The organism is Herbaspirillum sp. WTB6 (assembly GCF_057457785.1).
Genome location: NZ_CP176522.1, coordinates 3083621 through 3109227 on the forward strand (window position 1 = coordinate 3083621; position 25607 = coordinate 3109227).

A 25607-nucleotide genomic window follows, 5' to 3' on the forward strand; every position below is an offset into this window, starting at 1 on the left:
TAAAGGAAAACTGCGGCGGGCAGGTCCTCGCCGTCGGGTAAAATGCGGCAGATACTTCCATTACTCCATGCCATGTCCTACCAGGTTCTCGCTCGCAAATATCGCCCCAGAAATTTCGAGACGCTCGTCGGCCAGGAACACGTCGTGCGGGCCTTGACGCATGCGCTCGAGCAACGGCGCCTGCACCACGCCTGGCTGTTTACCGGTACGCGCGGAGTCGGCAAGACCACGCTCTCGCGCATCCTGGCGAAGTCGCTGAACTGTACCGGCGCCGACGGCAATGGCGATATCACCGCGCGGCCGTGCGGCGTGTGCGACGCCTGCGTGGCGATCGACGCCGGCCGCTTCGTCGATTACATCGAGATGGACGCGGCCTCCAACCGCGGCGTCGACGAGATGGCGCAATTGCTGGAGCAGGCGGTGTACGCGCCGTCGAATGCGCGCTTCAAGGTCTACATGATCGACGAAGTGCACATGCTCTCCAGCCACGCCTTCAACGCGATGCTGAAGACGCTGGAAGAGCCGCCGGAACACGTCAAGTTCATCCTCGCCACCACCGATCCGCAAAAAATTCCGGTCACGGTGCTGTCGCGCTGCCTGCAGTTCAACCTGAAGCAGATGCCGCCCGGCCATATCGTCGATCACCTCGACAACATCCTGGGCCAGGAGGGCATCGAATTCGAGGCACCCGCCTTGCGCTTGCTGGCACAGGGCGCGCACGGCTCGATGCGCGACGCCTTGTCGCTGACCGACCAGGCGATCGCCTACGCGGCCGGCAAGGTGACGCTGGAAGCGGTGCAGGGCATGCTGGGCGCGCTCGACCAGTCGTATCTGGTGCGCGTGCTGGATGCGCTGGCGGCGAACGATGGCGCCGGCCTGCTGGCGGTGGCCGACGACATGGCTGCGCGCAGCCTGTCATACAGCGCCGCGTTGCAGGATCTGGGCACGCTGCTGCATCGGATCGCGCTGGCGCAGACGGTGCCGGCGGCGCTGCCGGATGACCTGCCGGAGCGCGAAGACGTGCTGCGCCTGGCCGGCCTGTTCGACGCCGAGGAAGTGCAGTTGTACTACCAGATCGTCGTGCATGGCCGCAATGAACTGGGGTTGGCACCGGACGAGTACGCCGGTTTTTCGATGACGCTGCTGCGCATGTTGGCCTTCCGTCCTGCAACCGATGCCGGGCCCGGGCTGCCAGCGGGCGGCGCCGTTGCGGCTGCGGTGCCGGCCGCCGCCCGCGTGAATGCGGCGCCCCAGGCGGCCAATGCCAGCGTGCCGGCGGCCCGCGCGATGAGCCCGGCGCGCGCCGCGCTGGAAGCAGCGCGCGGCGGCGCCAAAACCGTGCCGACACCGCCGCCGGCGGCGGAAGCGGTCGGCCGTACCGCCGCTAACCCGCCGTGGGAAGAAGATCCACCAGCCGCGCGGCCGGCTGCCGAACCGGCACCGGAACCGGCCGTCGTTCAAAAAAAAACTGAAGCACCAGTCATAGCGCCGGCCATACGGCAAATGCCGGCACCGTTTGCCGCCGCGAGTCCGCCGTGGGAAGAGGATGGGCCGGCTCGCGTGGAGCCAATGGCGGCGGCCGCGCCGCCGTTCGAATGGGACGGCAACTGGCCGGCATTGGCTTCCAGCCTGCCGTTACGCGGAGTGGCGCAGCAATTGGCCCAACAAAGCGAATTACTGACGATGCAGCGCGAGGGCGGCAACAAGGTCCATTGCCATTTGCGCATTCCGCTCGAGACGCTGCTTTCGGGCGGCAGCGCCGGCAAGCTGGAGGCGGCCTTGTCCGACCATTTCGGTCAGACCGTGCGCGTCACCACCGAAACCGGAACGGTGCAACATACCGCCAACGCGCAGGCTGTGGCCGAGCGCGAGCTACGGCAGCGCGAAGCGGAACGATCCATACAGAACGATCCGTTCGTGCAGACCGTGATGCGCGAATTCGGCGCCACCATCGTGCCGGGGTCGATCAGACCAGTTTGAGCAATTGCGGGACAGAGTACGGCCAAGCCGATTCTGACCAAACCAGTTTTACCCATTCAAGGAGAAAGAAGCATGATGAAAGGCCAATTGGCGGGACTGATGAAACAGGCCCAGGCAATGCAGGACAACATGAAGAAAATGCAGGAGCAGCTGGCGACGATCGAAGTCGAGGGCCAGTCCGGCGCCGGCCTGGTGAAGGTGGTGATGACCTGCAAGAACGACGTCAAGCGCGTCTCGATCGACCCGTCGCTGCTGGCGGACGACAAGGACATGCTGGAGGACCTGGTCGCCGCCGCCTTCAACGACGCGGTGCGCAAGGCGGAAGCGACCTCGCAGGAAAAAATGGCGGGCATGACCGCCGGCCTGCCGCTGCCGCCGGGCTTCAAGATGCCTTTCTAATTTATTGCGGGACAGAGTTTTTGAGCCGCCGCAGCGCGGCGAATTACTCTGTCCCCAACTGATCAAAACAGAAGGTCGCACAAGGTTCGCTCTAGCAGAAGGGCTGGTCATGTAACCCGAACGCCACTAGGTTCCCGCCTACGCGGGAACGACAACAAAAACTCGATCCGACCAGAACGCTGCCAGCCAACCTTGCCTTTGCACAACCGACACCTCCCGTGAAATCTCCCTCCAGCCTGGAATTCCTGACCGAAGCCTTGCGCCGCCTGCCCGGCGTCGGCCCGAAGTCGGCGCAACGCATGGCCTATCACCTGATGCAGCATGACCGGCCGGGCGCCGAAATGCTGGCGCGGGCGCTGGCGCAGGCGGTGGAAAAAATCCGCCACTGCGCAATGTGCAACACCTTCACCGAAAACGAGGTGTGCGAGGTCTGCCTCGATCCGGAGCGCGATCCGACCCTGCTGTGCGTGGTGGAGACGCCGGCCGACCAGTTGATGATCGAGCAGACCTTGACTTACAAGGGGCTGTATTTCGTGCTGATGGGGCGCCTCTCGCCGCTGGATGGCATCGGCCCCAAAGACATCCACCTGGAAAAGCTGATCGCGCGCGCCACCAACGGTATCGTCACGGAAGTGGTGCTGGCCACCAATTTCACCAACGAAGGCGAGGCCACCGCACACTACATCAGCGAAAACCTGAAGGCGCGCGGGCTGAAGGTGAGCCGCCTGGCGCGCGGCGTGCCGGTCGGCGGCGAACTGGAGTATGTCGACGCCGGCACCATCGCGCGCGCGATGCTGGACCGGCGTTCGACCTAGCGGGAGGTCGCGGATGGCAGAGCCAAAACCAGCAGGGCCGCTGGCCGGCGTCAAGGTACTGGAACTGGGCACGCTGATCGCCGGCCCGTTCTGTTCGCGCATGCTGGCCGAGTTCGGCGCCGAGGTGATCAAGATCGAAGCGCCCGACGGCGGCGATCCGATCCGCCAATGGCGCGTGCTGAAGGACGGCACCTCGCTCTGGTGGTCGGTGCAGGCGCGCAACAAGAAGAGCGTCACGCTCAACCTGAAAGATGCGCGCGGGCAGGAAATCGCCAAGCGGCTGGCGCTGGACGCCGATGTCATCATCGAGAATTATCGTCCCGGCGTGCTGGAAAAATGGGGCCTCGGCTATGAAGAGCTGAAGCGGATCAATCCCGCCACCATCATGGTGCGCCTGTCCGGCTACGGCCAGACCGGGCCGATGAAGGATTTGCCCGGCTTCGGCGCCATCGGCGAATCGATGGGCGGCCTGCGCTACGTCTCCGGCCACCCGGACCGGCCGCCGCTGCGGGTCGGCATCTCGATCGGCGATTCGGTGGCGGCGCTGCACGGCGTGATCGGCGCCATGATGGCGCTGCGCCACCGCGACGCCAGCGGCGGCCGCTGGAACGGCAAGCCCGGCGCCGCCTGCGTCGCCGGGCAGGGCCAGATGGTCGACGTCGCGCTGTACGAGGCGGTGTTCAACATGATGGAGTCGCTGGTGCCCGAATACGACTATGCCGGCGTGGTGCGCGAGCGCACCGGCGGCGCCTTGCCCGGCATCGTGCCGTCGAACACCTACACCACGCGCGACGGCGAAAACATCGTGATCGCCGGCAATGGCGACGCCATCTTCAAGCGCCTGATGTGCGCCATCGGCCGTGCCGACCTGGCCGGCGATCCGCAACTGGCGCGCAACGACGGCCGCGTGCCGCGCACCGCCGAGATCGACGGCGCGATCCAGTCCTGGTGCGACACGCAAGGTATCGACGCCGCGCTGGCCGTGCTGAAGCAGGCCGACGTGCCGGTCAGCAAGATCTATTCGGTGCGCGACATGCTGGGCGATCCGCAATTTTTGGCGCGCAACATGTTCGAGCAGCACGCGTTCGCCGACGGCACGCCGATCAAGCTGCCGGCGATCACGCCCAAGCTGTCGGCCACGCCGGGCGAAACCAAATGGCTGGGGCCGGAACTGGGCCAGCACAACCAGGAAGTGCTGGCCGCACTGGGCTACGATCCGGCGCAGATCGAGGCGCTGCGGCAGCAAGGGGTGATTTAAAGGTAGGTGATTTAGATTCGCGTATTGCCGGCAAAGCGGATATTCTTGGATGGCAACCCGTACAATATCTTTGTTATACATATACTCCATTAATAGATGGCTTTTTCCGAGCGTATAAAAAAGAAAATTTCGATATACTCCCGTTGTTAGCGCGGGCAAGAAAAATACAAGGAGGCGATATGAAATTCAACTGGAAGCAGTTTGCGATTGCCATCGGGCTATTCCTGCTCGGCTATTTCACCTTTAACAGCAAGCTGTTTGCGCAAACCCTGGAAAAGCCAAAAGTCTCGATCGCGGTTGGCGGCAAGAACCTGCTGTACTACCTGCCGCTGACGATCGCCGAGCAGCTCGGCTATTTCAAGGATGAAGGCCTGCAGGTGACGATTTCCGATTTCGCCGGCGGCTCGAAGGCGCTGCAGGCATTGGTCGGTGGCAGCGCCGACGTCGTCTCGGGCGCTTACGAACACACGATCAATATGCAGGCCAAGGCGCAGCCGATCACGGCCTTCGTGCTGCAGGGGCGGGCGCCGCAGATCGTGCTGGTGGTGTCCAACAAGACCATGCCCGACTACAAGTCGCTGGCCGACCTGAAGGGCAAGAAAATCGGCGTTTCCGCGCCCGGTTCGTCGACCAACATGATGGCCAATTTCGTCCTGGCCAAGGCCGGGCTGAAGCCGACCGACGTCTCCTTCATCGGCGTCGGCACCGCCGCCGGCGCCTTGTCGGCGCTGCGTTCGGGCCAGATCGACGCCATGGCCAACCTCGATCCGGTGATCACCATGCTGGAGAAGAGCAACGACGTCAAGGTGGTGGCCGACACCCGCACGCTGAAGGACACCAACGACATCTACGGCGGCCCGATGCCGGCGGCGACGCTGTACACCACCGAAGCCTTCCTGGCGAAAAACCCGCATACGGTGCAGGCGCTGACCAATGCCATGGTGCGTGCGCTGCACTGGATTCAGAAGGCCGGCCCGTCCGACTTGATCAAGGTGGTGCCGGAGAACTTCCTGCTGGGCGACCGCGCGCTGTACATCGACGCCTTCACCAAGGTGCGCGAGGCGATCTCGCCAGACGGCAGCTTCCCCGCGGCCGGCCCGGCCACCGCGCTCAAGACGCTGCGGACCTTCGAGCCGGATCTGCGCGACAAGAAGATCGACCTGGCGAAGACGTTCACCAACGACTTCGTCAAGAAGGCCAACGCCAAATACAAATGATGGCCGCAGCCGTTACGCGGTTCAGTTACGACAAACTTGCAGGAGACTGTCATTCCCGCGCAGGCGGGAATCCAGCGGCGTTACGAGCCAATGTCGCTGGTGGGAATGCATGCATTCCCACCAGCGCGGGGGCGGCACAAGGAAGTATTGTGGTTTGAGACGGCCGCAGCCAACACCTCACAGCATCCCTATCCATGACCCCTGCGCTCCTGCTGGAAAATATCAGTTGCACCTTCGTCTCGAAAGACGATCCGTCGCAGCGCTACACCGCAGTGGCCGACACCACGCTGGCGGTCGCGCCGGGCGAATTCGTCTCGGTGGTCGGCCCTACTGGCTGCGGCAAGTCGACGCTGCTGAACGTCGCCGCCGGCCTGCTGCAGCCGTCTTCCGGCACGGTGCAGGTGTTCGGCCAGCCGCTGTTGGGCATCAACCGGCGCGCCGGCTATATGTTCCAGGCCGAGGCGCTGATGCCGTGGCGCAGCGCGCTCGACAACGTCATTGCCGGCCTGCAGTTCGCCGGCGTCGCGTCCGACGAAGCGGCGCGCCAGGGCCAGGACTGGCTGGCGCGGGTCGGCCTGCAAGGCTTCGGCGACCGCTATCCGCACCAGCTGTCGGGCGGCATGCGCAAGCGCGTGGCGCTGGCACAGACCCTGATCCGCGATCCCGACATCATCCTGATGGACGAACCGTTTTCGGCGCTCGACATCCAGACCCGGCAATTGATGGAAAACGAAGTGCTGGAATTGTGGGGCGCGAAGAAGAAGGCGGTGCTGTTCATCACCCACGACCTGGACGAAGCGATCGGCATGTCGGATCGCGTGGTGGTCTTGTCGGCCGGCCCGGCGACGCGCCCGATCGGCGAATTCGCAATCGACCTGCCGCGCCCGCGCGACGTCACCGAGGTGCGCAGCAACCCGCGCTTCGTCGAACTGCACGCGCAGATCTGGGGCGTGCTGCGCGACGAAGTGTTAAAAGGCTATCAACAGCAGAAGCGGGCGGTCTGAGCATGTGGCGCCTCCTCAAACCCAACCCAAGGAACCTGCGCTTCTGGCAGGCGCTGGTGCTGGTCGCGTTCTTCGCGCTCTGGCATGCGGTCTCGCGCGACCCGAAAGCCGCGTTCTTCTTCGGCGAACCGGCCAAGGTGCTGCTGCGCATCTGGCAATGGTTCACGATCGGCAGCGGCAGCCTGGAAGTCGGCTTCGGCGACGCCACCTGGTTCACACTACATTTTCCGGCCGAGATTTATTCGCACCTGCTGGTGACCCTGACCGAAACCCTGCTGGCGTTCGGCATCGGCACCACGCTCGGATTGGCGGTCGGGCTGTGGCTGGCCTTGTCGCCGCTGGCCTCGGCGATCCTCGATCCCTACCTCAAGGCCGCCAACTCGATGCCGCGCGTGATCCTGGCGCCGATCTTCGCCATGTGGTTCGGGCTCGGTATCTGGTCCAAGGTGGCGCTGGCGGTGACGCTGGTGTTCTTCATCGTGTTCTTCAACGTCTACCAGGGCGTCAAGGAAGTCAGTCCGGTAGTGCTGGCCAACGCCCGCATGCTGGGCGCCAACGCGCGCCAATTGCTGCGTCAGGTGTACCTGCCGTCGGCGACTTCCTGGGTGTTTTCCAGCCTGCACACTTCGATCGGGCTGGCCTTCGTCGGCGCCATCGTCGGCGAATACCTGGGTTCGGCGCGCGGCGTCGGTTACCTGATCCTGCAGGCCGAGGGCACTTTCGACATCAACACCGTGTTCGCCGGCATCCTGGTGCTGACCGCGTTCGCGCTGGTGCTCGACGGCCTGGTCGGCGTGGTCGAGAAGCGCCTGATGAAATGGCAGCCGAAGGCGGGCGAGACCGAGAAACTCTAGCCGGAGCGGTGCGCGTAAAATTTAAAGGATGACCGCGAATGGAGGGGACCATGCACCGCTACGAAGCGACGATCCGCTGGCAGCGCGACCAGCAGAAGTTCGTCGACAACCGTTACAGCCGCGCCCACGAATGGGAATTCGACGGCGGTGCCCGTGTGCCGGCCTCGTCCTCGCCGCTCTCGGTGCCGCTGCCGATGTCGGAGGCCGCCAATGTCGACCCGGAAGAGGCGCTGGTGGCCGCCACCTCCAGCTGCCACATGCTGTTTTTCCTGTCGTTCGCGGCGCGCGCCGGCTTCGTGGTCGACAGCTACGTCGATCCGGCCTATGGCGTGATGGAAAAAAACAGCGAGGGCAGGGTGGCGATCACGCGCATCGTGCTGCGGCCGGAGATTGGTTTTTCCGGCACGGCGCCCGCCGCCGATGTATTGGCGCACATGCACGAACAGGCCCATCACCATTGCTATATCGCCAATTCGCTGAAGGCCGAGGTGGTGGTGGAGAACGCCTGACCGCGCGCCTGATCGTCACACCATTCAACCGCACGAGGAAGCCCCATGTATCTGCCCGTCCAGTTCGAAGAAAAGCGCGTCGAGGTCTTGCAGCAATTGATCGGCGCGCAGCCGTTCGGCGCGCTGGTGACGCTGGATGCCGGCGGGTTGAATGCCAACCACATCCCGTTTGAAATCGATCCTGAGCCGGCGCCATTCGGCACCCTGCGCGCGCATGTCTCGCGAGGCAACCCACTGTGGCGCGAGTTCAATCCGGAGGTCCAGGTGCTGGCCATCTTCCAGGGCGCCCACACCTATATCACGCCGTCCTGGTATCAAACCAAGCAGGAAACCGGCAAGGTAGTACCGACCTGGAACTACATGGTGGTGCATGCCTACGGTCCGTTGCGGGTGATCGACGATGCCGCCTGGCTGCGGGCACATGTGAACCGCCTGACCAACCGCCAGGAGGCGGGGTTTGCCGCGCCCTGGAAGGTGGCCGACGCGCCGCCTGAGTTCATCGAGCAGCAATTGAGCGGAATCGTCGGCCTCGAAGTTCCGATCGCCCGACTGGTCGGCAAGTGGAAGGTCAACCAGAACCGCTCGGCGGCGGATCGTGACGGTGTGGTGCGGGCACTGCGCGCGCGCGGCGATGCCGAAGCGCTGACGATGGCCGATGCGGTGGCGCAGAAAGCGAACGTGTCGCGCTAAGGCTGCCCGGCGCCCACGCTTCAGCGTAGCGCTTCGATCATTTTTTCCAGCTTGACGGCATCGGCGCAAAACAGGCGGATGCCTTCCGCCAGCTTTTCGGTCGCCATCGCGTCGTCGTTGAGCATGCTGCGGAAGGCCTTTTCGTCGAGCGTCAGTTTTTCCAGTTGGGCGGCACGCGCGGCGCACGGGTCCAGCCTCCGGGCTACTGGCGCGTTGCTCGCCGCCAGTTGTTGCAATAGTTCCGGGCTGATGGTTAACAGATCGCAGCCGGCCAGCTCCAGAATTTGCGAAGTGTTGCGAAAGCTGGCGCCCATCACCTCGGTGCGGTAGCCGAATTTCTTGTAGTAGGTGTAGATGCGCCGTACCGACTGCACGCCGGGGTCGTCGGCACCGGCATATTCCTGGCCGCTGGATTTCTTGTGCCAGTCGTAGATGCGGCCGACGAAGGGCGAAATCAGTTGCGCGCCGGCGTCGGCGCAGGCGACCGCCTGCGGCAGCGAAAACAGCAGCGTCATGTTGCAGCGGATGCCTTCCTGCTCCAGCACTTCGGCGGCGCGAATACCTTCCCAGGTCGAGGCGATCTTGATCAGGATGCGCTCGCGCGGAATGCCGGCCGCTTCGTATAGCGCGATTAGCGCCCGGCCCTTGGCGATCGAGCCTGCGGTGTCGAACGACAGCCGGGCATCGGTTTCGGTCGAGACGCGGCCGGGGATGATGGAGAGAATTTCCAGGCCGAAGGCGACCAGCAGACGGTCGATGATCTCGGCCACCGGCTTGCCGCCATGCTCGCGCACCGTTGCTTCCAAAAGTGGCCGGTACTCGTCCTTTTGCACCGCCTTCAGGATCAGCGATGGATTGGTGGTGGCGTCCTGCGGCGCGAATGCCTTCATGGTCTGGAAGTCGCCGGTATCGGCGACGACGGTGGTGCTTTGCTTCAATTGCTGCAGTTGATTCATCGAGTTCTCTTTCAAAGGTAGGAATCGAGTTGCATGTCGAATTTTTGCAGGGCCTTTTGCGCCTGCAGCATTTTCTTGCGGAACTCCGGCCCGCGCTTCAGCGCCAGCCCGGTCGCCAGGATATCGATCACCACCAGATGCGCCAGCCGCGCCGACATCGGCGCGTACGGGTCCTGGCTGGCGCCGAGGTCGATCGGCACTAGCACCGTGGCCAGCGCCGCCAGCGGCGTGCCGGACGGCGCCAGCACCACCACCTCGGCACCGCTTCTGCGCGCCAGCCGCACGCTGCGCAGCAGCGTCTCGCTGTTGCCGTGCTGGGAGATGGCGATCACTGCATCGCCCCTTTTCAGCAGCGCGGCGGCAATGCTGTGGAGATGCGGATCGCTGTAGGCGATGGCCGGGACGCCCGAGCGGAAAAACTTGTGTTGCGCGTCGGCAGCGACGATGCCGGAGCTGCCCTGCCCGTACAGCTCGATTTTACCGGCTGCCGCCAGCGCCGCCAGTGCGCGCTGGATGGCATCAGGGTCAAGGTGATTGCGCAAATCGAGCAGGGTATTGATTGAGCGGCTGCAGAGCTTGTCGACCAGGTCCGCCGCGAGATCGCCAGGCGCCAACGGGCGGTCGCTGCCGGGCAGCGCCAGCGCCACGCCTTGCGCCAGCCTCAGCTTGAATTCCCGCCAGCCGTGGTAGCCGATGGCGCGGCAGAAGCGCACCACGGTCGGTTCCGACACCTGCGCGTTGCGCGCCAGCGTGGCCAGATTGGACGCCAGAGCCAGCCGTGGATTATGCAGGATTGCGCGCGCGACTTTCTGCTCCGACTTCGAGAGCGCATCGAGCTGGCTGCGGATGGCATCGAGCAGCATCGGCCTACATTTCCGGCAGCGCTTCTTCGCGCCACTGCAAGCCGTCGCGGCCGATCAGCGCGCTGGCCGCAGCCGGGCCCCAGGTGCCGGCGGCATACGGAATCGGCTCGTTTTCTTCCTGCTCCCAGTATTCCAGGATCGGCGCAACCCATTCCCATGCCGCTTCCAGCTCGTCGCTGCGCATGAACAGCGTCAACTGGCCGCGCAGCACGTCGAGCAGCAGCCGCTCGTAGGCCTCCATGCGTGGGGTCTTGAAGCTGGTGCGGAAATCCAGCTCCAGTTGCACCGGCTTCAGGCGCATCCCTTCGCCCGGCGTCTTGGCCATCAGGTTCAGGTGCAAGCCTTCGTCCGGCTGCAGCCGGATCACCAGGCAATTCGGCTGGAAGCTGCTGTTGTGCTGGGCAAAGATCGAATGCGGCACTGGCTTGAAGCGGATTACGATCTCCGCCAGTTGGTCCGCCATGCGCTTGCCGGTGCGCAGGTAGAACGGCACGCCAGCCCAGCGCCAGGTATCGATTTCCGCCTTGAGCGCGACGAAGGTCTCGGTGCGCGACTCCGGATTGGCGGCTGCTTCCTGGCGATAGCCGGGCACCGCGACGCCGCCGACGTGACCGGCGCGGTATTGGCCGCGCACCACGTTCTGCGCCAGCGCCGTTGGCGTGAGGCGCTTCAGCGAACGCAGCACTTTCAGCTTTTCGTCGCGTACCGCATCCGGCGTGATCGATACTGGCGGTTCCATGGCGACAATGCACAGCAATTGCAGCAGATGGTTTTGCAGCATGTCGCGTAGCGCGCCGGAAGTCTCGTAGTAATCCATGCGGTTGCCGACGCCCAGTTCCTCGGCGATCGTGATCTGCACGTCGGAGATCCATTCGCGCCGCCACAGGGGCTCGAACAGCACGTTGCCGAAGCGCAGCGCCAGCAGGTTCTGCACGGTTTCCTTGCCCAGGTAATGGTCGATGCGAAAGATTTGCGATTCTGAAAACAGTTCGCCGACTTCGGCATTGATCCGGCGCGCGCTGGCCAGGTCGCGCCCCAGCGGCTTTTCCAGCACCACGCGGGTGGTGGGTGTCGCCAGGCCGCTGGCCGCCAGGTTGCGACAGATGCCGGCAAACAGCGCCGGCGGCGTCGCCAGATAGAACACCCGTATGATCTCGGGACCGGGGCGCAGCGCGGTTGCCAGCGCGGTATACGCCGCCGGATCGCCAGCGTCCAGGGCGTAGTAGCGAATCCGGTGGCGGAAGGTCTGCCAGGTATCCTCGCGCAGCAGGTCCGGCGCGATATACGGCTTGACGTCGCGCTCAACCATGGCCAGGAATTCGGCATCGTTGCCCGGATTGCGCCCGATGCAGACGATGCGCGCGGCCGGCGGCAATTCCAGCGCGCGTTCACGTCCATACATCGCCGGCAGCAGCTTGCGCAGCGCCAGATCACCGGTACCGCCGAACAGGATCAGGTCGAAATCCGATAGAACCATGATGCGAAACTTTCTGCCGGGCGCGGTATGGTGGCCGAGGGGCGGGCGCGCGGCCGGCTACAACGCGGCGCGCGCCCGTGCGATCAATCCATTGGTGGAGCTGTCGTGCCGATCCGGCACTGCCGCCCCGGTCAATTCTTCCTCGATATTCTTGGCCAGCAGCTTGCCCAGTTCGACGCCCCATTGGTCGAAGCTGTTGACACCCCAGATCGTGCCCTGGACCAATACCTTGTGCTCATAGAGCGCAATCAGCGCGCCCAGCGCAGCCGGGCTCAACTCCTCCATCAGCAGGGTATTGCTGGGGCGGTTTCCGGGAAAGGTGCGGTGCGGCGCCAGTTCGGCGATGTCGACCGCAGCCATCCCTTGCTGCCGCATTTCCGCGCGCACCTGTTCCAGGCTCTTGCCGCGCATGAACGCTTCCGACTGCGCGAAACAGTTGGCCAGCAAGACCGTCTGATGGCCGGCAAAGCCCGGTACCGGCTGCAGCGCCGCGATGAAATCCACCGGCGTGATGTCGCTGCCCTGATGCAGCAACTGGAAATAGGCGTGCTGGCCGTTGGTGCCGACATCGCCCCAAACCACCGGACAAGTCGCGACGCCGAGTTCTTTGCCGTCCAGCGTTACGCGCTTGCCGTTGCTTTCCATTTCCAGTTGCTGCAGATAGGCTGGGAAGTATTTCAGGCCCTGGTGGTAGGGTGCGATCGATAGCGAGCTGCAGTCCAGAAAGTTGCGGTTCCAGAGGCCAACCACGGCCAGCAGCACCGGCATGTTGGCTTCCAGCGGCGCACTTTGAAAATGCTGGTCCATGGCGTGGGCGCCGGCTAAAAATTGTGCAAAACAATCGGGTCCGATTGCCAGCACCACCGGCAAGCCGATCGCCGACCAGATCGAATAACGACCGCCGACCCAGTCGCGCATCGGGAACATGTTATCCGGATCGATGCCAAAGCTCTTCACCGCCGGCATGTTGCTCGACACCGCGACGAAATGGCGCGGTAGGTCCGCTTCGGCTCCGTGTCGCAAAAACCAGGCGCGCGCGCTGCGCGCGTTCATCATGGTTTCCAGCGTGGTGAAGGTCTTGGAGGCGATCACGAACAGCGTCGTGGCCGGATCGACTTGCGCCAATGCTGCCGCCAGATCGCGGTCGTCGGCGTTCGAGACGAAATGCAGCGCGATACGCGGATGCGCCAGCGGGCGCAGCGCCTGACAAACCATTTTCGGCCCCAGATCGGAGCCGCCGATGCCGATGTGCACGACATCGGTAATCGGTCGGCCGTCATAGCCGAGCCAGTGGCCATCGCGCACCTTGGCGGCAAACGCGTACAGGCGTTCCAGCACCGCATGGACGTCGGCGCTGAGGTTGCGCCCGTCCAGCTCGATCATGGCGTCGCGCGGCGCCCTGAGAGCCGTGTGCAGTACCGCCCGGTGCTCGGTGGTATTGATGGGGGCGCCGGCAAACATGGCGTCGCGTCGCGCCTCGACGCCGCGCGCGTGCGCCAGCGCCAGCAGCAGCGACAGGGTCTGGGCGTCGAGCCGGTTCTTTGAATAATCCAGAAACAGGCCGGCCGCCTCCAGCGAGAAGCGTGTAAAGCGCTCGGCGTCCTGCGCGAACAATTGCGCCATGTGCCAGTGCCGGGCGTCACCTGCATGCCGTTGCAGCGCCTGGAATTCGGAGCTGGCGGTCAGGTTGGGTGGCTGCTGGTCCATGGCGATGTAAGGAGGGAAACAGGGAAAGCTGTCAAATATACTCGATTTATATGTAATTTCACTACAAAAACGGTAACGTGATGCCAGTGTTTCTGCGCGAGAAACAAGATTGTTCTTCCTGGAAATGTATTTTCCATGGAGAAAAATCGGGGAGTAATCCGGCCTGACTCGGGTTGAATTGGCGATGTCTGAATTCGATCCAAGTTCCGGCGTGTAGTAAAATTTCATCACGGTTTTCAAGCCAGGAGTTGATCATGCCTGTTCACCCGACCGTGGCTGGTGTTACCGCGCGGGTCATCCAGCGCAGTGCGCCATATCGTGCCGCCTATCTGTTCCGGCTGGAAGCCGCCCGGCGTGCCGGGGTGCAACGCAGTTCGCTGTCCTGCACCAACCTGGCGCATGGCTTTGCCGCGTCCCCCGCCGGCGACAAGCTGAAGTTGAAGCAAACCAGGAGCGTGTCGGTGGCAATCGTCTCGGCCTACAACGACATGCTGTCGGCGCACCAGCCGTATGAACGTTTCCCGCCAATCATTCGCGATGCGGTGCGTGCGGCCGGCGGCGTGGCGCAGTTTGCCGGCGGCGTGCCGGCCATGTGCGATGGCATCACCCAGGGGCAATTGGGCATGGAACTGTCGCTGTTTTCACGCGACACGATCGCCATGGCTACCGCCATCGCCTTGTCGCACAACATGTTCGACGCCGCACTGCTGCTCGGCATTTGCGACAAGATCGTGCCGGGGCTGCTGATCGGAGCCCTGCATTTCGGCCATTTGCCGGCCCTGTTCGTGCCGGCCGGGCCAATGCCCAGCGGTTTGGCGAACCAGAAAAAGGCGGCGATCCGGCAACTGTATGCGCAGGGAAAAATCGGCCGCGACGAATTGCTGGAGTCGGAAGCACAGTCGTATCATGCCCCCGGCACCTGCACCTTTTACGGTACCGCCAACAGTAACCAGATGTTGATGGAAGTGATGGGGTTGCACCTGCCAGGCGCCGCCTTCATCCACCCCAACACGCCATTGCGCGAGGCGCTGACTGCCGCTGCGGCGCGGCGCGTGGTGGAAATCACCGACCAGGGGCAAAGTTATATCCCGCTCGGGCGCGTGGTCGACGAAAAGGCAATCGTCAACGCCATCGTCGCGCTGCTGGCCACCGGCGGCTCGACCAACCACACGTTGCACTTGGTGGCGATCGCGCGCGCCGCCGGCATCGTCATCGACTGGGATGATTTCGACCAATTGTCATCCGCGGTCCCATTGCTGGCGCGCATCTATCCGAACGGCGAAGCCGACGTCAATCATTTCCACGCCGCCGGCGGCACCGGTCTCCTGATCCGCGAATTGCTGGATGCCGGCCTGCTGCATGACGATGTCACGACCATCCTCGGGCATGGTTTGCGCGCGCATTGCCGCGAACCGTTCCTGCAGGATGGTGTGGCAGTCTGGAAGGATGCACCGGCCCATAGTGCCGACAAGGAAGTATTGCGTCCGGTTGCGCTGCCGTTTTCAGCCGACGGTGGGCTGCGTTTGCTGCGCGGGAATCTGGGACGGGCGGTAATCAAGGTGTCCGCCGTGCAGCCGCAGCACCGGACGATCGAGGCGCCGGCCATGCTGTTCGAATCGCAGGAAGATTTCATGCTGGCCTACAAGGCGGGCCAACTGGAGCGTGATTTCGTCGCCGTGCTGCGTTATCAGGGGCCGCGCGCCAACGGCATGCCGGAATTGCACGCGCTAACGCCAGCCCTGGGCAGCCTGCAGGACGCCGGTTACCGGGTGGCACTGGTGACCGACGGCCGCATGTCGGGCGCCTCCGGCAAGGTGCCGGCGGCGATTCACGTCTCGCCCGAAGTGTCGGCCGGCGGGCCGCTGGGGAAAGTGCGCAATGGCGACCTGATCCGGCTGGACGCCGCTACCGGCCTGCTGCAGGCATTGGTGGCTGACGCCGAGTGGCAGGCGCGCGAGATCGAGCAGGCGGATTTGTCGGCCAACCAGGTCGGCATGGGACGCGAGCTGTTTGCCACCTTTCGCGCCGCGGTCAGCACCGCGGAAGAGGGCGGAGCCACGTTTGCGTTGCCGCCGCCGTTGGCATCCTCGCTGATGCCGCCGGTGCCGACCAACAATACGCATGACGTGCTGGATCAGGCGCCCGGCTCGGATGAGGACATCCTGGTCAAATAGGCCGCCCCGCCAGCGGACATCGATCTTGGAGCGACTATGAAACTGCCACGCGTGACCATGCTGGAAATCCTGCAGCTGTCGCCGGTGATGCCGGTGATTGCAATCGACGATCCGGCGCAGGCGGTGCCGCTGGCGAAGGCGCTGGTGGCCGGCGGCATTCGCGTACTGGAAGTGACGTTGCGTACTGTCCACGGGCTGGAGGCGATTCGCGCCATCACCGCGCAGGTGCCGCAGGCGATTGTCGGCGTCGGCACCCTGACCGAGCCGGCACAATTCATCGCCGCACGCGATGCCGGCGCCGAATTCGGCGTCTCGCCGGGGCTGACGCCGGCGCTGATCGAAGCTGCTCGTACCTCCGGCTTGCGCCTGTTGCCGGGCGTGATGACGCCGTCCGAAGTGATGGCGGCGCGCGCCGCCGGCTTTCGCCGGGTAAAGCTGTTTCCGGCAGTGCCGGCAGGCGGCGTCGGCATGCTGAACGCGCTGGCCGGGCCCTTGCCTGAGATGGTGTTCTGTCCGACCGGCGGCATTTCGCCGGACAATGCCAGGCAATTCCTTGCCTGCCGGAATGTCGCCTGCGTTGGCGGTTCCTGGCTGACGCCGAAAGATGCGCTGGCCGCCGGCGACTGGGCGCGGATTACCGCGCTGGCAACGGTGGCCAGCCGCCTGCGCGGCTAACCGGTCATTGCTTGGCGAACAGCTGCTGCATGTTCTCGAAGCCCTTGATCTCCAGCGCGTTGCCGCTCGGATCGAAAAAGAACATCGTTCCCTGCTCTCCCGGCAAACCGGGGAAGCGGATGTGCGGTTCGATTTCGAATTTCACGCCCGCCCGCTGCAACTGCTCGGCCTTGGCGCGCCACTCGGCCATCGATAGCACCAGGCCGAAATGCGGCACCGGCACATTGTGGCCATCGACCGCGTTGGCGCCGGCCAGCCGCGATTGCGTCGGCACCAGGTGCGCCACCAACTGATGACCGAAGAAATCGAAGTCGATCCATTCGTCGCAGCTGCGCCCCTCGGCGCAACCCAATACGCCGCCGTAAAAGGCGCGCGCGGCGGCTAGATCGTGAACCGGGAAGGCAAGGTGGAAGGGGCGCAGTGTCGGCATCGGAATTCCTCGGGCGAAAAGGGATGGAACCGGAATTGTAGTGGCAAGCCGCGAAGCCGGTGCGCGGTGGCGCGCGTAAAATACGCGGATTCTTTTTTTGAGGCGGACATCATGAATCAGGACCAGTTGAAACAGGCGGTCGCGCGTGCCGCCATCGAGTACGTCGTGGACGGCCAGATCATTGGTATCGGCACCGGCTCCACCGCCAATTTCTTCATCGACGAATTGGCAAAAATCAAGCACCGGATCAAAGGCGCGGTGGCTTCGTCGGACGCCACCGCGGCGCGGCTGGCCGGGCATGGCATCGCGGTGTTCGACCTGAACGACGTCGAATCGATGCCGGTGTATATCGACGGCGCCGATGAAATCACGCCGCAGGGCGCGATGATCAAGGGTGGCGGCGCGGCGCTGACGCGCGAGAAGATTGTCGCTTCGGTGGCGCGGCGGTTCGTCTGCATCGCCGACGGCTCCAAGCTGGTGGATTATCTGGGCGCGTTTCCGCTGCCGGTGGAAGTGATTCCGATGGCGCGCGCGGCGGTCGCGCGGCAACTGGCCAAGCTGGGCGGCGAACCGCGCCTGCGGATGAAGGACGGCCAGCCGCTCTTGACCGACAACGGTTGCCTGATCCTGGATCTGGCGGGAATGAAGATCGAACAGCCGGCGCAATTGGAGGCAGAAATCAACAATATCGCCGGCGTCGTCACGGTTGGTTTGTTTGCCCGCCACGGCGCCGACGTCTGCTTGCTGGGTACCCCGGACGGCGTCAGGGCGCTGACGTTCTGATTCGTAAAATTAGGGAGTATGCTTGAAAATCGGCTATTTCCGTATATAAATTGGACGATTTCTAAAATACTCCTGTTAATTACGGAGCCGCCAGATATCCTCTCGGACTCGCTGCGCTAGCGGGCCGGCGGCACATAGCCGGCGGCGGCATCGGCACCGTCGCCAAAGAAGTGGTTTTCCATCTGGCGCGCCAGGTACTTGCGGGCGCTGGCATCGGCCAGGTTCAGCCGGTTTTCGTTGACCAGCATGGTCTGATGCCGCAGCCACGCGGCCCAGGCTTCCTTCGACACGTTTTCATAAATCCGTTTGCCGAGTTCGCCCGGATACGGCGGAAAATCCAGTCCTTCGGCTTGCCGGTTCAGTTTGATGCAGTGGACCATGCGGGCCATGTGTTTCTCCTTGATTCATGTGGTTTCCGCGGAGGCGGGAACCCGGTGTCGTTGGTGGGTGCTCAACAGATTTTTCTGCGGTAGCTGACCGTGCTCGATGTTTCGTTTTGATTTGTTGGGAATAGAGTAGCTCGACGCCTAGGCGTCTCACAAACTCTGTCCCGCAATGATGTTAAAGGTTCTTTATCAGCACCAGCGACTTGCGTTGCCAGTTATACATCTGCTGGCGGTTCTTCGGCAGGTCGTCGATCGTCGCGCGCACGAAGCCGCGCTTCAGGAACCAGTGTTCGGTGCGGGTGGTCAGCACGAACAGTTTCTTCATGCCGGCGGCGCGCGCGCGGTTTTCCATGTGCTTCAGGATGCGCTCGCCGTCGCCCTGGGTCTGGGCTTCCGGGTTCACCGTCAGCGCTGCCATTTCCGCCATCCGTTCTTCCGGGAACGGGTATAGCGCGGCGCAGCCGAAAATCACGCCGTCATGCTCGATTACGGTGAACTGGTCGATTTCGCGTTCGATCAACTCGCGCCCGCGCTTGACCAGGGTGCCATCGGCCTCCAGCGGTTCCAGCAGTTTCAGGATGCCGCCGACATCCTCGATCGTCGCTTCGCGCAGGCTTTCCAGGTTCTCATAGGAAATCATGGTACCGACGCCGTCGTGCGTGAACAGTTCCAGCAGCGCCGAGCCGTCCAGCGCGAACGGTACGATATGTGCACGCGGCACGCCGAAATGGCAGGCGCGGATCGCATGCCGTAGATAGAATGCCGAATCCGCCGGCAGGCAATCGGCGGCCAGCACGGCCTCCGCCTGATGCGCCGACAGCTCGCGGATTTCGGCACCGGCGGCATCGGTCATCATCGGCGTTTCGCTGATGAACACCAGCTTTTCCGCGCGCAAGGCGATTGCCGCCGCTACCGCCACGTCTTCCATCGACAGGTTGAATGCCTCGCCGGTCGGGGAAAAGCCGAGCGGCGACAGCAGCACGATGGACCCCGCGGCCAGGATCGGATGGATGGTTTCGTAGGCGATCTTGCGCGTGATGCCGGTCAACTGCAGATCGACGCCGTCGATGATGCCGATCGGGCGCGCGGTGACGAAATTGCCGGAAATGATGCGAATCGTCGCATGCGCCATCGGCGTGTTCGGCAAGCCCTGGCTGAAGGCGGCCTCGATGTCCAGCCGCAATTCGCCGGCCGCTTCCTTCGCGCATTCCAGCGCCGCGCTATCGGTGATGCGCAAGTCGTTGTGAAAATGCGCCTCGACATTGCGCAGCGCCAGTTGCTCCTCGACCTGCGGGCGGCTGCCGTGCACGATCACGATGCGGATGCCGAGCGCATGCAACAGCGACAGGTCCTGGGCCAGCACCGGCAGCGCGCCGGCCTTGACCAGTTCGCCGGGAAAGGCGACCACGAAGGTCTTGCCGCGGAACGCGTGGATGTAAGGCGCGACCGAGCGTAGCCAGCCGACGAATTGATCTGGATTTTCCATGAGGCGCATTATAATTCGAGCCGTCATGTCCGTACCCGAACCGCCTCAAAAAACCAGCCCCCGTGGCCGTGCCCGGCCGCAACCTGAACCGGCGCCAATCGTGCGCAACCCGTTGCCGCCAATTACCTTTCCGGAAGAGCTGCCGGTTTCCGCGCGGCGCGCCGAAATCGGCGACGCGTTGCGCACGCACCAGGTCATCATTGTTTGCGGTGAAACCGGCTCCGGCAAGACCACCCAGTTGCCAAAGATCTGTCTGCAGCTCGGGCGCGGCCAGCACGGCCTGATCGGCCACACGCAGCCGCGCCGCATCGCAGCCTCCAGCACTGCCAAGCGCATCGCCCAGGAGCTCCGCTCGCCGCTGGGCGAGCATGTTGGCTTCAAGGTGCGCTTCAACGACACGCTAAGCGCCGGCGCCTCGGTCAAGCTGATGACCGACGGCATCCTGCTGGCGGAAACCCAGAGCGACCCGTTTCTGCGCCAGTACGACACGCTGATCATCGACGAGGCGCACGAGCGCAGCCTGAACATCGACTTCCTGCTCGGCTACCTGAAGCAGTTGCTGCCGCGCCGGCCCGACCTGAAGCTGATCATCACCTCGGCCACCATCGATGCCGAGCGCTTCGCGCGCCATTTCGCGCGCGGCGAGCAGTCGGCGCCGGTGATCGAGGTATCCGGCCGGCTATACCCGGTCGAAATCCGCTACCGTCCGGTCGATTCGGCCGATCGCAGCGAGGTCAAGCCCGGCAGCGCTCCCAGCGCCGCGCAAAAGGAGCGAGGGCAGCGCGACCTGATGGAGGCGGTAGTCGACGCCGTCGATGAGCTGGCGCGCATCGGCTCCGGCGACGTGCTGGTATTCCTGCCCGGCGAACGCGAGATCCGCGACGCCGCCGAAGCGTTGCGCAAGCACCATCCGCCGCATGTGGAAATCCTGCCGCTGTTTGCGCGGCTGTCGGCGCAAGAACAGGAACGGGTGTTCAAGGCCTCGAATGCGCGCCGCATCGTGCTCGCCACCAACGTCGCCGAAACCTCGCTGACGGTGCCCGGCATCCGCTACGTGGTCGATACCGGCACCGCGCGCGTCAAGCGATATAGCTATCGCAACAAGGTCGAGCAATTGCAGGTCGAGCCGGTGGCGCAGTCGGCTGCCAACCAGCGCGCCGGCCGCTGCGGCCGGGTCGCGGCCGGCGTTTGCATCCGCCTGTACGAGGAACAGGATTACTTGCTGCGGCCGAAATTCACCGAACCGGAAATCCTGCGCTCGTCACTGGCGGCGGTGATTTTGCGCATGAAATCCTTGCGCCTGACCGACGTCGAAAGCTTTCCATTCATCGAACCGCCGCAAGGGCGTGCGATTGCCGATGGCTACCAACTGCTGCAGGAACTGGGGGCGGTGGATGACGCCAACCGGCTGACGCCGCTCGGCCACAAGCTGGCCCGGTTGCCGCTCGATCCGCGCATCGGCCGCATGATCCTGGCTGCCATCGACAACGCTTGCCTGACCGAAGTGCTGATCATCGCCGCCGCGCTGTCGGTGCAGGACCCGCGCGACCGGCCGCTGGAAGCGCAGGCGGCGGCCGACGCCGCGCACAAGAAATTCGTCGACGAAAAATCCGAATTCCTGAGCTATTTGAAAATCTGGAAATGGTTCGCCGACGAGATCGAACACAAGAAGACCAACCGCCAGTTGCAGGAACACTGCCGCGCTAACTTCCTGTCGCAACTGCGGCTGCGCGAGTGGCGCGACGTCCATTCGCAGCTGCTGACCATCGTGCGCGAGCAGGGCTGGCGCCTGAATGAGGCGCCAGCCACCTATGAACAGTTGCACGGCGCCTTGCTAACAGGCTTGCTCGGTAACATCGGTTTCAAGCAAGAAGATGAGTCGAGCTATCTTGGCGCGCGTGGCATCAAATTTTATATCTGGCCCGGTTCGCACCTAGGCAAGAAGGCGGGCAAGTGGATCGTCGCCGCCGAACTGGTCGATACTTCGCGTCTGTATGCGCGCACCATCGCACAGATCCAGCCGGAATGGCTGGAACGGATCGGCGGCCACCTGCTGAAGAAATCCTACGGCGAGCCGCGCTGGGAAAAGCGCACCGCCCAAGTCTCGGCCTACGAGCGTGCCACGCTCTACGGCCTGGTGGTGTACAGCCAGCGCCGCATCGACTACGGCCGCATCAATCCGGCCGAGGCGCGCGAAATCTTCATTCGCGATGCATTGGTCGGCGGTGAATTCGACACCCGCGCGCCGTTCTTCGCGCACAACCAGAAGCTGGTTCGCGAGATCGAAAACCTGGAACACAAGTCGCGCCGGGTGGATGTGCTGGTGGACGAGGAGCTGATTGCGGCGTTCTATGACAAGCTGATTCCGGCCGACATCTGCAACGGTATCGCCTTCGAGAGGTGGCTCAAGGACGCCAGCGCCAATAACCCGAAACTCTTGTACCTGAACCGCGACGAGTTGATGCGGCACGAAGCGGCCGGCGTCACCACCGAGCTGTTTCCCAAGCAGATGATGGTGGCCGGCATCGACATGGGCCTGTCGTATCACTTCGAGCCGGGCGCGGTGCGCGACGGCGTCACCTTGAGCGTGCCGCTGTATGCCTTGAACCAGGTGTCGGCGACGCGCTGCGAATGGCTGGTGCCCGGCATGCTGAAAGAAAAGGTGCATTTGCTGCTGAAGTCGCTGCCGCAAAAACTGCGCCGTCACTGCGTGCCGCTGCCCGATTTTGGAGCCAGGTTTTGCGCGCGGATCGAGGAGCGGCAAGCGTTCGGCAGCGGCAGCCTGCTCGACGCCTTGATCGCCGACGTGCGCGAGGAGACCGGGATTGCCGCCAAGGTCAGCGACTTCAAGCTGGAAACCCTGCCGGCGCATCACTTCATGAATTTCAAGGTGATCGACGAACATGGCCGGCAACTGGAGATGGGCCGCAACCTGGCCGCGCTGCAGGCCGAATTCGGCGGCCAGGCGCGCCAGAGCTTTCAGCGCCTGGTGGAACAAACCGCGACGCCTGCCGCAAGCGCCGTCACCCCGGCCGCTGCCGCGCCGGCGCCGGTCGCCAAGGCGGGGCAGGGCGACAAAGCAGCGCAGGGTGGCGCCGATGCCGGCGCCGGGCATGCCGCCGAACATCAGAACCTGACTACCTGGTCGTTCGGCGAATTGCCCGAACTGCTGGAAATCCGGCAGGGCAAGCAGACCCTGATCGGCTTTCCGGCGCTGGTGGACAAGACGACGCATTGCGAACTGCAGGTATTCGATGATCCGGCCGAGGCGGCGCGGGTGCACCGGATCGGCCTGCGCCGGCTGTTCGCGCTGCAATTGAAGGAGCAACTGAAATTCCTGGAAAAAAACATTCCCGGACTGCAACAAATGGGCATGCAATTCATCGCCCTCGGCTCGCAGGAAGAATTGCGCGAGCAGATCATCGGCGCCGGGCTGGAGCGTGCCTGCCTGCAGCCGCCCTTGCCGCAAAACGCCGTCGAATTTGCAAAGCGCCGCGACGAGGGTAAGGCGCGCCTGAACCTGCTGGTGAACGAAATCGCGCGTCTGGCGGGGCACATCCTGGCCGAATACCACGCGCTGCCGAAAAAGTTGCAGGGGGCGAAGGCGCACGCGGCGGCCGCCGCCGACATGCAGGCACAACTGCAGGCGTTGATCGGCAAGCGTTTCGTGGCCGACAACGATTATGCGCAATTGGCACATTTCCCGCGCTACCTGAAGGCGATCAATGTGCGGCTGGAAAAACTGCGCGTCGATCCCACGCGCGATGCCCGGTTGATGGCAGAGTGGCAACAGGCGGCGGCGCCGTGGCAACGAGCGCAGAAGGAGCGCCACGGCGTGCATCAGAACGATCCCAAGATGGCAGAGTTCCGCTGGCTGCTGGAAGAGCTGCGGGTGTCGCTGTTCGCCCAGGAGTTGCGGACACCGATGCCGGTGTCGGCCAAGCGCCTGCAAAAAGTGTGGGAGTCGATGCAGCGGTAGCTGGGCCGGAAATCCTGCCGTAAAAATTGACATGGTTGGGCGGAGCGCATATATTCGCAGGTCCTGTTCAGGAGAAAGCAGCCGTTGCATCACTGCGCGCGTTGCGGCCGAAGGGGCACCACCCAAAAACTCTCAGGCAAAAGGACTGAACGGGATGGAAGACAGGTTCTTCCAACTCTGGAGAGCGGCGGCCGCGCACGCGGACCGCCCACCGAAGGGGCGCACGGGATTCATCCCGTAATCTCTCAGGTACCAAGGACAGAGGGGTCTGCGTGTAACGCGCGGGATGGGCTGACACGCTCGATCCGCCCGGTTCGCTTCCCTATTCCATTGGTACGAGGTTTCCATGACGCTGCAAGAGACGCCCTTAAACGCTACCCACCGCGCCGCCGGCGCCCGCATGGTCGATTTTGGCGGCTGGGACATGCCAGTCAATTACGGTTCGCAAATCGAAGAGCACCAGGCGGTGCGCAATGACTGTGGCATGTTCGACGTCTCCCACATGTGCGTGGTCGATCTGCAGGGCGACAACGCCCGCGCCTTTCTGCGCGGATTGCTGGCCAACAACATCGATAAACTGCAAATTCCCGGCCGTGCGCTGTATTCGTGCATGCTGAATCCGGACGGTTTCGTGATCGACGACCTGATCGTTTATTTTTTCGCGGAAAACTGGTTCCGGCTGGTGGTCAACGCCGGCACCGCCGACAAGGACATTGCCTGGATCGAGGCGCACAACCTGCAAACCGGCAGCGGAGTCGCGATCACGCAGCGCCGCAGCGGTGACGGTGCAATGGCGTTGATTGCGGTGCAGGGGCCGCAGGCACGCGCCAAGGTATGGCAGGTATTGCCGCAGACCCAGGCAGCGTCCGAGCAACTCAAGGCGTTCAGCGCCGTGATCGTGCCCAGCACGCCGCTGGGCGAAGTGATGCTGGCGCGTACCGGCTATACCGGCGAGGATGGTTTTGAAATCGCGCTGCCGGCAACGCAGGCGGTGACGCTGTGGCAGGCGCTGGCGGATGCCGGCGTACGCCCGGCCGGACTCGGCGCGCGCGACACGCTGCGCCTGGAAGCCGGCATGAATCTGTACGGCCAGGACATGGACGAGACGGTTAGCCCGCTCGATGCCGGCCTAGGGTGGACCGTGGATCTGACGGCGCCGCGCGATTTTGTCGGCAAGGCAGCGTTGGTCGAGCATGGCCAGAAGCAGCAATTGCTCGGACTGCTGCTGCGCGAAAAGGGCGGTGTGCTGCGCGCGCATCAAAAAGTTCTGACGCCGCAAGGCGATGGCGAAATCACCAGCGGTACCTTCAGCCCGACCATGCAGCAGGCGATCGCGCTGGCGCGCCTGCCGCTCGGCGTGGCGCTCGGCGACACGGTGCAGGTTGAAATCCGCGACAAGAAATTGGCGGCGAGCGTGGTCAAGCTGCCCTTCGTGCGTAATGGCAAGATTCTGGTTTCCTGATTCAAAATTTTTTCCCTGGAGTCGCAAATGAATGTTCCTGCAGAATTGAAATACGCTGAATCGCACGAGTGGGTGCGCACCGAAGCCGATGGTACGCTGACCGTTGGCATCACCGAATACGCGCAGGATGCGCTGGGCGACATCGTGTTCGTCGAGCTGCCGAAAGTCGGCCAGACGCTGGTGGCCGGCAAGGAATGCGCGGTGGTGGAATCGGTCAAGGCCGCCAGCGACATTTACGCCCCGATCGGCGGCGAGGTGCTGGCAGTCAATGAGTCGCTGGGCGACGCGCCCGAGCAGATCAACGCCAATGCCTATGAGGCGTGGCTGTTCAAGCTGAAGCCTGCCAATCCCGCTGAACTGGATGGCTTGCTGGATGCCGCAGCCTACGGCAAGACTATCGGCGCCTGACCCGTTTTCGAATCGCCAGCGTATCTCCATGTCGTTCCCGCGGGTTTAGGCGGGAACACATGCGTTCCCGCCTGCGCGGGAAGGGCGCAGGTTAA

At 63.8% G+C, this 25607-nt stretch carries 22 protein-coding genes and 2 riboswitches; of the genes, 15 read left to right on the top strand and 7 right to left on the bottom strand.

All coding sequences use genetic code 11. The annotated features are described in order from the left end of the window. Positions 1-72: 72 nt before the first annotated feature. The 9 genes from dnaX (at position 73) to ACK2VC_RS14440 (ending at position 8726) form a co-directional block, all read left to right on the top strand. Positions 73-1980 (top strand): DNA polymerase III subunit gamma/tau, encoded by a 1908-nt coding sequence (gene dnaX / locus ACK2VC_RS14400; protein WP_486731071.1) that lies wholly within the window; start codon positions 73-75, stop codon positions 1978-1980. Between the two features lie 72 nt (positions 1981-2052). After that, positions 2053-2379: a YbaB/EbfC family nucleoid-associated protein gene (locus ACK2VC_RS14405; protein ID WP_486731072.1), complete on the top strand. Its 327-nt coding sequence runs from the start codon at positions 2053-2055 to the stop codon at positions 2377-2379. Between the two features lie 218 nt (positions 2380-2597). Continuing rightward, positions 2598-3194, top strand: a complete 597-nt coding sequence (recR, locus tag ACK2VC_RS14410) for a recombination mediator RecR (protein WP_486731073.1) — start codon at positions 2598-2600, stop codon at positions 3192-3194. Between the two features lie 13 nt (positions 3195-3207). Continuing rightward, the gene (locus ACK2VC_RS14415) at positions 3208-4452 is read left to right on the top strand and encodes a CaiB/BaiF CoA transferase family protein (RefSeq protein ID WP_486731074.1); all 1245 of its coding nucleotides are present in this window, start codon (positions 3208-3210) and stop codon (positions 4450-4452) included. 179 nt (positions 4453-4631) lie between these two features. Further along, a complete protein-coding gene (locus tag ACK2VC_RS14420) occupies positions 4632-5669 on the top strand; it encodes an ABC transporter substrate-binding protein (RefSeq protein ID WP_486731075.1) in 1038 nt (345 codons plus the stop codon). Positions 5670-5863: 194 nt separating this feature from the next. Then, on the top strand, positions 5864-6673 hold the full coding sequence (locus tag ACK2VC_RS14425) for an ABC transporter ATP-binding protein (RefSeq protein ID WP_486731076.1): 810 nt from the start codon (positions 5864-5866) through the stop codon (positions 6671-6673). 2 nt (positions 6674-6675) lie between these two features. Further along, positions 6676-7527: an ABC transporter permease gene (locus tag ACK2VC_RS14430; RefSeq protein WP_486731077.1), complete on the top strand. Its 852-nt coding sequence runs from the start codon at positions 6676-6678 to the stop codon at positions 7525-7527. Positions 7528-7577: 50 nt separating this feature from the next. Beyond that, the gene (locus ACK2VC_RS14435) at positions 7578-8036 is read left to right on the top strand and encodes an OsmC family protein (RefSeq protein ID WP_486731078.1); all 459 of its coding nucleotides are present in this window, start codon (positions 7578-7580) and stop codon (positions 8034-8036) included. Positions 8037-8081: 45 nt separating this feature from the next. Further along, positions 8082-8726: an FMN-binding negative transcriptional regulator gene (locus tag ACK2VC_RS14440; protein ID WP_486731079.1), complete on the top strand. Its 645-nt coding sequence runs from the start codon at positions 8082-8084 to the stop codon at positions 8724-8726. 20 nt (positions 8727-8746) lie between these two features. Here ACK2VC_RS14440 and tal read toward each other — a convergent pair whose 3' ends face one another. The 4 genes from tal to pgi are packed head-to-tail and all read right to left on the bottom strand — an operon-like array spanning position 8747 to position 13729. Further along, positions 8747-9682 carry a transaldolase gene (gene tal / locus ACK2VC_RS14445; RefSeq protein WP_486731080.1) on the bottom strand — a complete coding sequence of 312 codons (936 nt, stop codon included), beginning with the start codon at positions 9680-9682 and terminating at the stop codon, positions 8747-8749. A gap of 11 nt (positions 9683-9693) precedes the next feature. Beyond that, complete coding sequence (locus ACK2VC_RS14450; RefSeq protein WP_486731081.1) at positions 9694-10545, bottom strand: SIS domain-containing protein; 852 nt, start codon at positions 10543-10545, stop codon at positions 9694-9696. 4 nt (positions 10546-10549) lie between these two features. Then, positions 10550-12022 (bottom strand): glucose-6-phosphate dehydrogenase, encoded by a 1473-nt coding sequence (gene zwf, locus ACK2VC_RS14455; RefSeq protein ID WP_486731082.1) that lies wholly within the window; start codon positions 12020-12022, stop codon positions 10550-10552. Between the two features lie 57 nt (positions 12023-12079). Continuing rightward, the gene (gene pgi / locus ACK2VC_RS14460) at positions 12080-13729 is read right to left on the bottom strand and encodes a glucose-6-phosphate isomerase (RefSeq protein ID WP_486731083.1); all 1650 of its coding nucleotides are present in this window, start codon (positions 13727-13729) and stop codon (positions 12080-12082) included. 254 nt (positions 13730-13983) lie between these two features. Between pgi and edd the strand changes: the two genes are divergently transcribed. Both edd and eda read left to right on the top strand, forming a co-directional pair. After that, positions 13984-15903, top strand: coding sequence for a phosphogluconate dehydratase (gene edd, locus ACK2VC_RS14465; RefSeq protein ID WP_486731084.1), 1920 nt, complete (start codon positions 13984-13986; stop codon positions 15901-15903). A gap of 36 nt (positions 15904-15939) precedes the next feature. Continuing rightward, positions 15940-16578, top strand: coding sequence for a bifunctional 4-hydroxy-2-oxoglutarate aldolase/2-dehydro-3-deoxy-phosphogluconate aldolase (gene eda / locus ACK2VC_RS14470; protein WP_486731085.1), 639 nt, complete (start codon positions 15940-15942; stop codon positions 16576-16578). A gap of 4 nt (positions 16579-16582) precedes the next feature. On the opposite strand, the gene ACK2VC_RS14475 is transcribed toward eda, so the two are convergent. Then, complete coding sequence (locus tag ACK2VC_RS14475; RefSeq protein WP_486731086.1) at positions 16583-17008, bottom strand: VOC family protein; 426 nt, start codon at positions 17006-17008, stop codon at positions 16583-16585. 111 nt (positions 17009-17119) lie between these two features. Here ACK2VC_RS14475 and rpiA point away from each other — a divergent pair, with 111 nt between their 5' ends. Beyond that, a complete protein-coding gene (gene rpiA / locus ACK2VC_RS14480) occupies positions 17120-17791 on the top strand; it encodes a ribose-5-phosphate isomerase RpiA (protein ID WP_486731087.1) in 672 nt (223 codons plus the stop codon). A 116-nt stretch (positions 17792-17907) separates the two neighbouring features. Here the strand turns inward: rpiA and ACK2VC_RS14485 are convergent, their stop codons facing one another. Together ACK2VC_RS14485 and argA are read right to left on the bottom strand one after the other, a co-directional pair. Continuing rightward, positions 17908-18180 (bottom strand): oxidative damage protection protein, encoded by a 273-nt coding sequence (locus ACK2VC_RS14485; RefSeq protein WP_486731088.1) that lies wholly within the window; start codon positions 18178-18180, stop codon positions 17908-17910. A 172-nt stretch (positions 18181-18352) separates the two neighbouring features. Further along, a complete protein-coding gene (gene argA, locus ACK2VC_RS14490) occupies positions 18353-19663 on the bottom strand; it encodes an amino-acid N-acetyltransferase (protein WP_486731089.1) in 1311 nt (436 codons plus the stop codon). A 25-nt stretch (positions 19664-19688) separates the two neighbouring features. On the opposite strand from argA, the gene hrpA reads away from it, so the two are divergent. The 3 genes from hrpA (at position 19689) to gcvH (ending at position 25512) form a co-directional block, all read left to right on the top strand. Beyond that, positions 19689-23642, top strand: coding sequence for an ATP-dependent RNA helicase HrpA (gene hrpA / locus ACK2VC_RS14495; RefSeq protein WP_486731090.1), 3954 nt, complete (start codon positions 19689-19691; stop codon positions 23640-23642). 58 nt (positions 23643-23700) lie between these two features. Beyond that, positions 23701-23800: riboswitch (glycine riboswitch) on the top strand. A 9-nt stretch (positions 23801-23809) separates the two neighbouring features. After that, a riboswitch (glycine riboswitch) is annotated at positions 23810-23914 on the top strand. Between the two features lie 74 nt (positions 23915-23988). Further along, positions 23989-25104: a glycine cleavage system aminomethyltransferase GcvT gene (gcvT, locus tag ACK2VC_RS14500; RefSeq protein ID WP_486731091.1), complete on the top strand. Its 1116-nt coding sequence runs from the start codon at positions 23989-23991 to the stop codon at positions 25102-25104. A 27-nt stretch (positions 25105-25131) separates the two neighbouring features. Beyond that, complete coding sequence (gene gcvH / locus ACK2VC_RS14505) at positions 25132-25512, top strand: glycine cleavage system protein GcvH (protein WP_486731092.1); 381 nt, start codon at positions 25132-25134, stop codon at positions 25510-25512. Positions 25513-25607: the final 95 nt, after the last annotated feature.

Bases quoted from the DNA above. Each gene is read 5' to 3' on its own strand.
- dnaX (WP_486731071.1), top strand. From the start codon at position 73: ATGTCCTACCAGGTTCTCGCTCGCAAATATCGCCCCAGAAATTTCGAG.
- ACK2VC_RS14405 (WP_486731072.1), top strand. From the start codon at position 2,053: ATGATGAAAGGCCAATTGGCGGGACTGATGAAACAGGCCCAGGCAATG.
- ACK2VC_RS14415 (WP_486731074.1), top strand. From the start codon at position 3,208: ATGGCAGAGCCAAAACCAGCAGGGCCGCTGGCCGGCGTCAAGGTACTG.
- ACK2VC_RS14420 (WP_486731075.1), top strand. From the start codon at position 4,632: ATGAAATTCAACTGGAAGCAGTTTGCGATTGCCATCGGGCTATTCCTG.
- ACK2VC_RS14425 (WP_486731076.1), top strand. From the start codon at position 5,864: ATGACCCCTGCGCTCCTGCTGGAAAATATCAGTTGCACCTTCGTCTCG.
- ACK2VC_RS14430 (WP_486731077.1), top strand. From the start codon at position 6,676: ATGTGGCGCCTCCTCAAACCCAACCCAAGGAACCTGCGCTTCTGGCAG.
- ACK2VC_RS14435 (WP_486731078.1), top strand. From the start codon at position 7,578: ATGCACCGCTACGAAGCGACGATCCGCTGGCAGCGCGACCAGCAGAAG.
- ACK2VC_RS14440 (WP_486731079.1), top strand. From the start codon at position 8,082: ATGTATCTGCCCGTCCAGTTCGAAGAAAAGCGCGTCGAGGTCTTGCAG.
- tal (WP_486731080.1), bottom strand. From the start codon at position 9,682: ATGAATCAACTGCAGCAATTGAAGCAAAGCACCACCGTCGTCGCCGAT.
- ACK2VC_RS14450 (WP_486731081.1), bottom strand. From the start codon at position 10,545: ATGCTGCTCGATGCCATCCGCAGCCAGCTCGATGCGCTCTCGAAGTCG.
- zwf (WP_486731082.1), bottom strand. From the start codon at position 12,022: ATGGTTCTATCGGATTTCGACCTGATCCTGTTCGGCGGTACCGGTGAT.
- pgi (WP_486731083.1), bottom strand. From the start codon at position 13,729: ATGGACCAGCAGCCACCCAACCTGACCGCCAGCTCCGAATTCCAGGCG.
- edd (WP_486731084.1), top strand. From the start codon at position 13,984: ATGCCTGTTCACCCGACCGTGGCTGGTGTTACCGCGCGGGTCATCCAG.
- eda (WP_486731085.1), top strand. From the start codon at position 15,940: ATGAAACTGCCACGCGTGACCATGCTGGAAATCCTGCAGCTGTCGCCG.
- ACK2VC_RS14475 (WP_486731086.1), bottom strand. From the start codon at position 17,008: ATGCCGACACTGCGCCCCTTCCACCTTGCCTTCCCGGTTCACGATCTA.
- rpiA (WP_486731087.1), top strand. From the start codon at position 17,120: ATGAATCAGGACCAGTTGAAACAGGCGGTCGCGCGTGCCGCCATCGAG.
- ACK2VC_RS14485 (WP_486731088.1), bottom strand. From the start codon at position 18,180: ATGGCCCGCATGGTCCACTGCATCAAACTGAACCGGCAAGCCGAAGGA.
- argA (WP_486731089.1), bottom strand. From the start codon at position 19,663: ATGGAAAATCCAGATCAATTCGTCGGCTGGCTACGCTCGGTCGCGCCT.
- hrpA (WP_486731090.1), top strand. From the start codon at position 19,689: ATGTCCGTACCCGAACCGCCTCAAAAAACCAGCCCCCGTGGCCGTGCC.
- gcvT (WP_486731091.1), top strand. From the start codon at position 23,989: ATGACGCTGCAAGAGACGCCCTTAAACGCTACCCACCGCGCCGCCGGC.
- gcvH (WP_486731092.1), top strand. From the start codon at position 25,132: ATGAATGTTCCTGCAGAATTGAAATACGCTGAATCGCACGAGTGGGTG.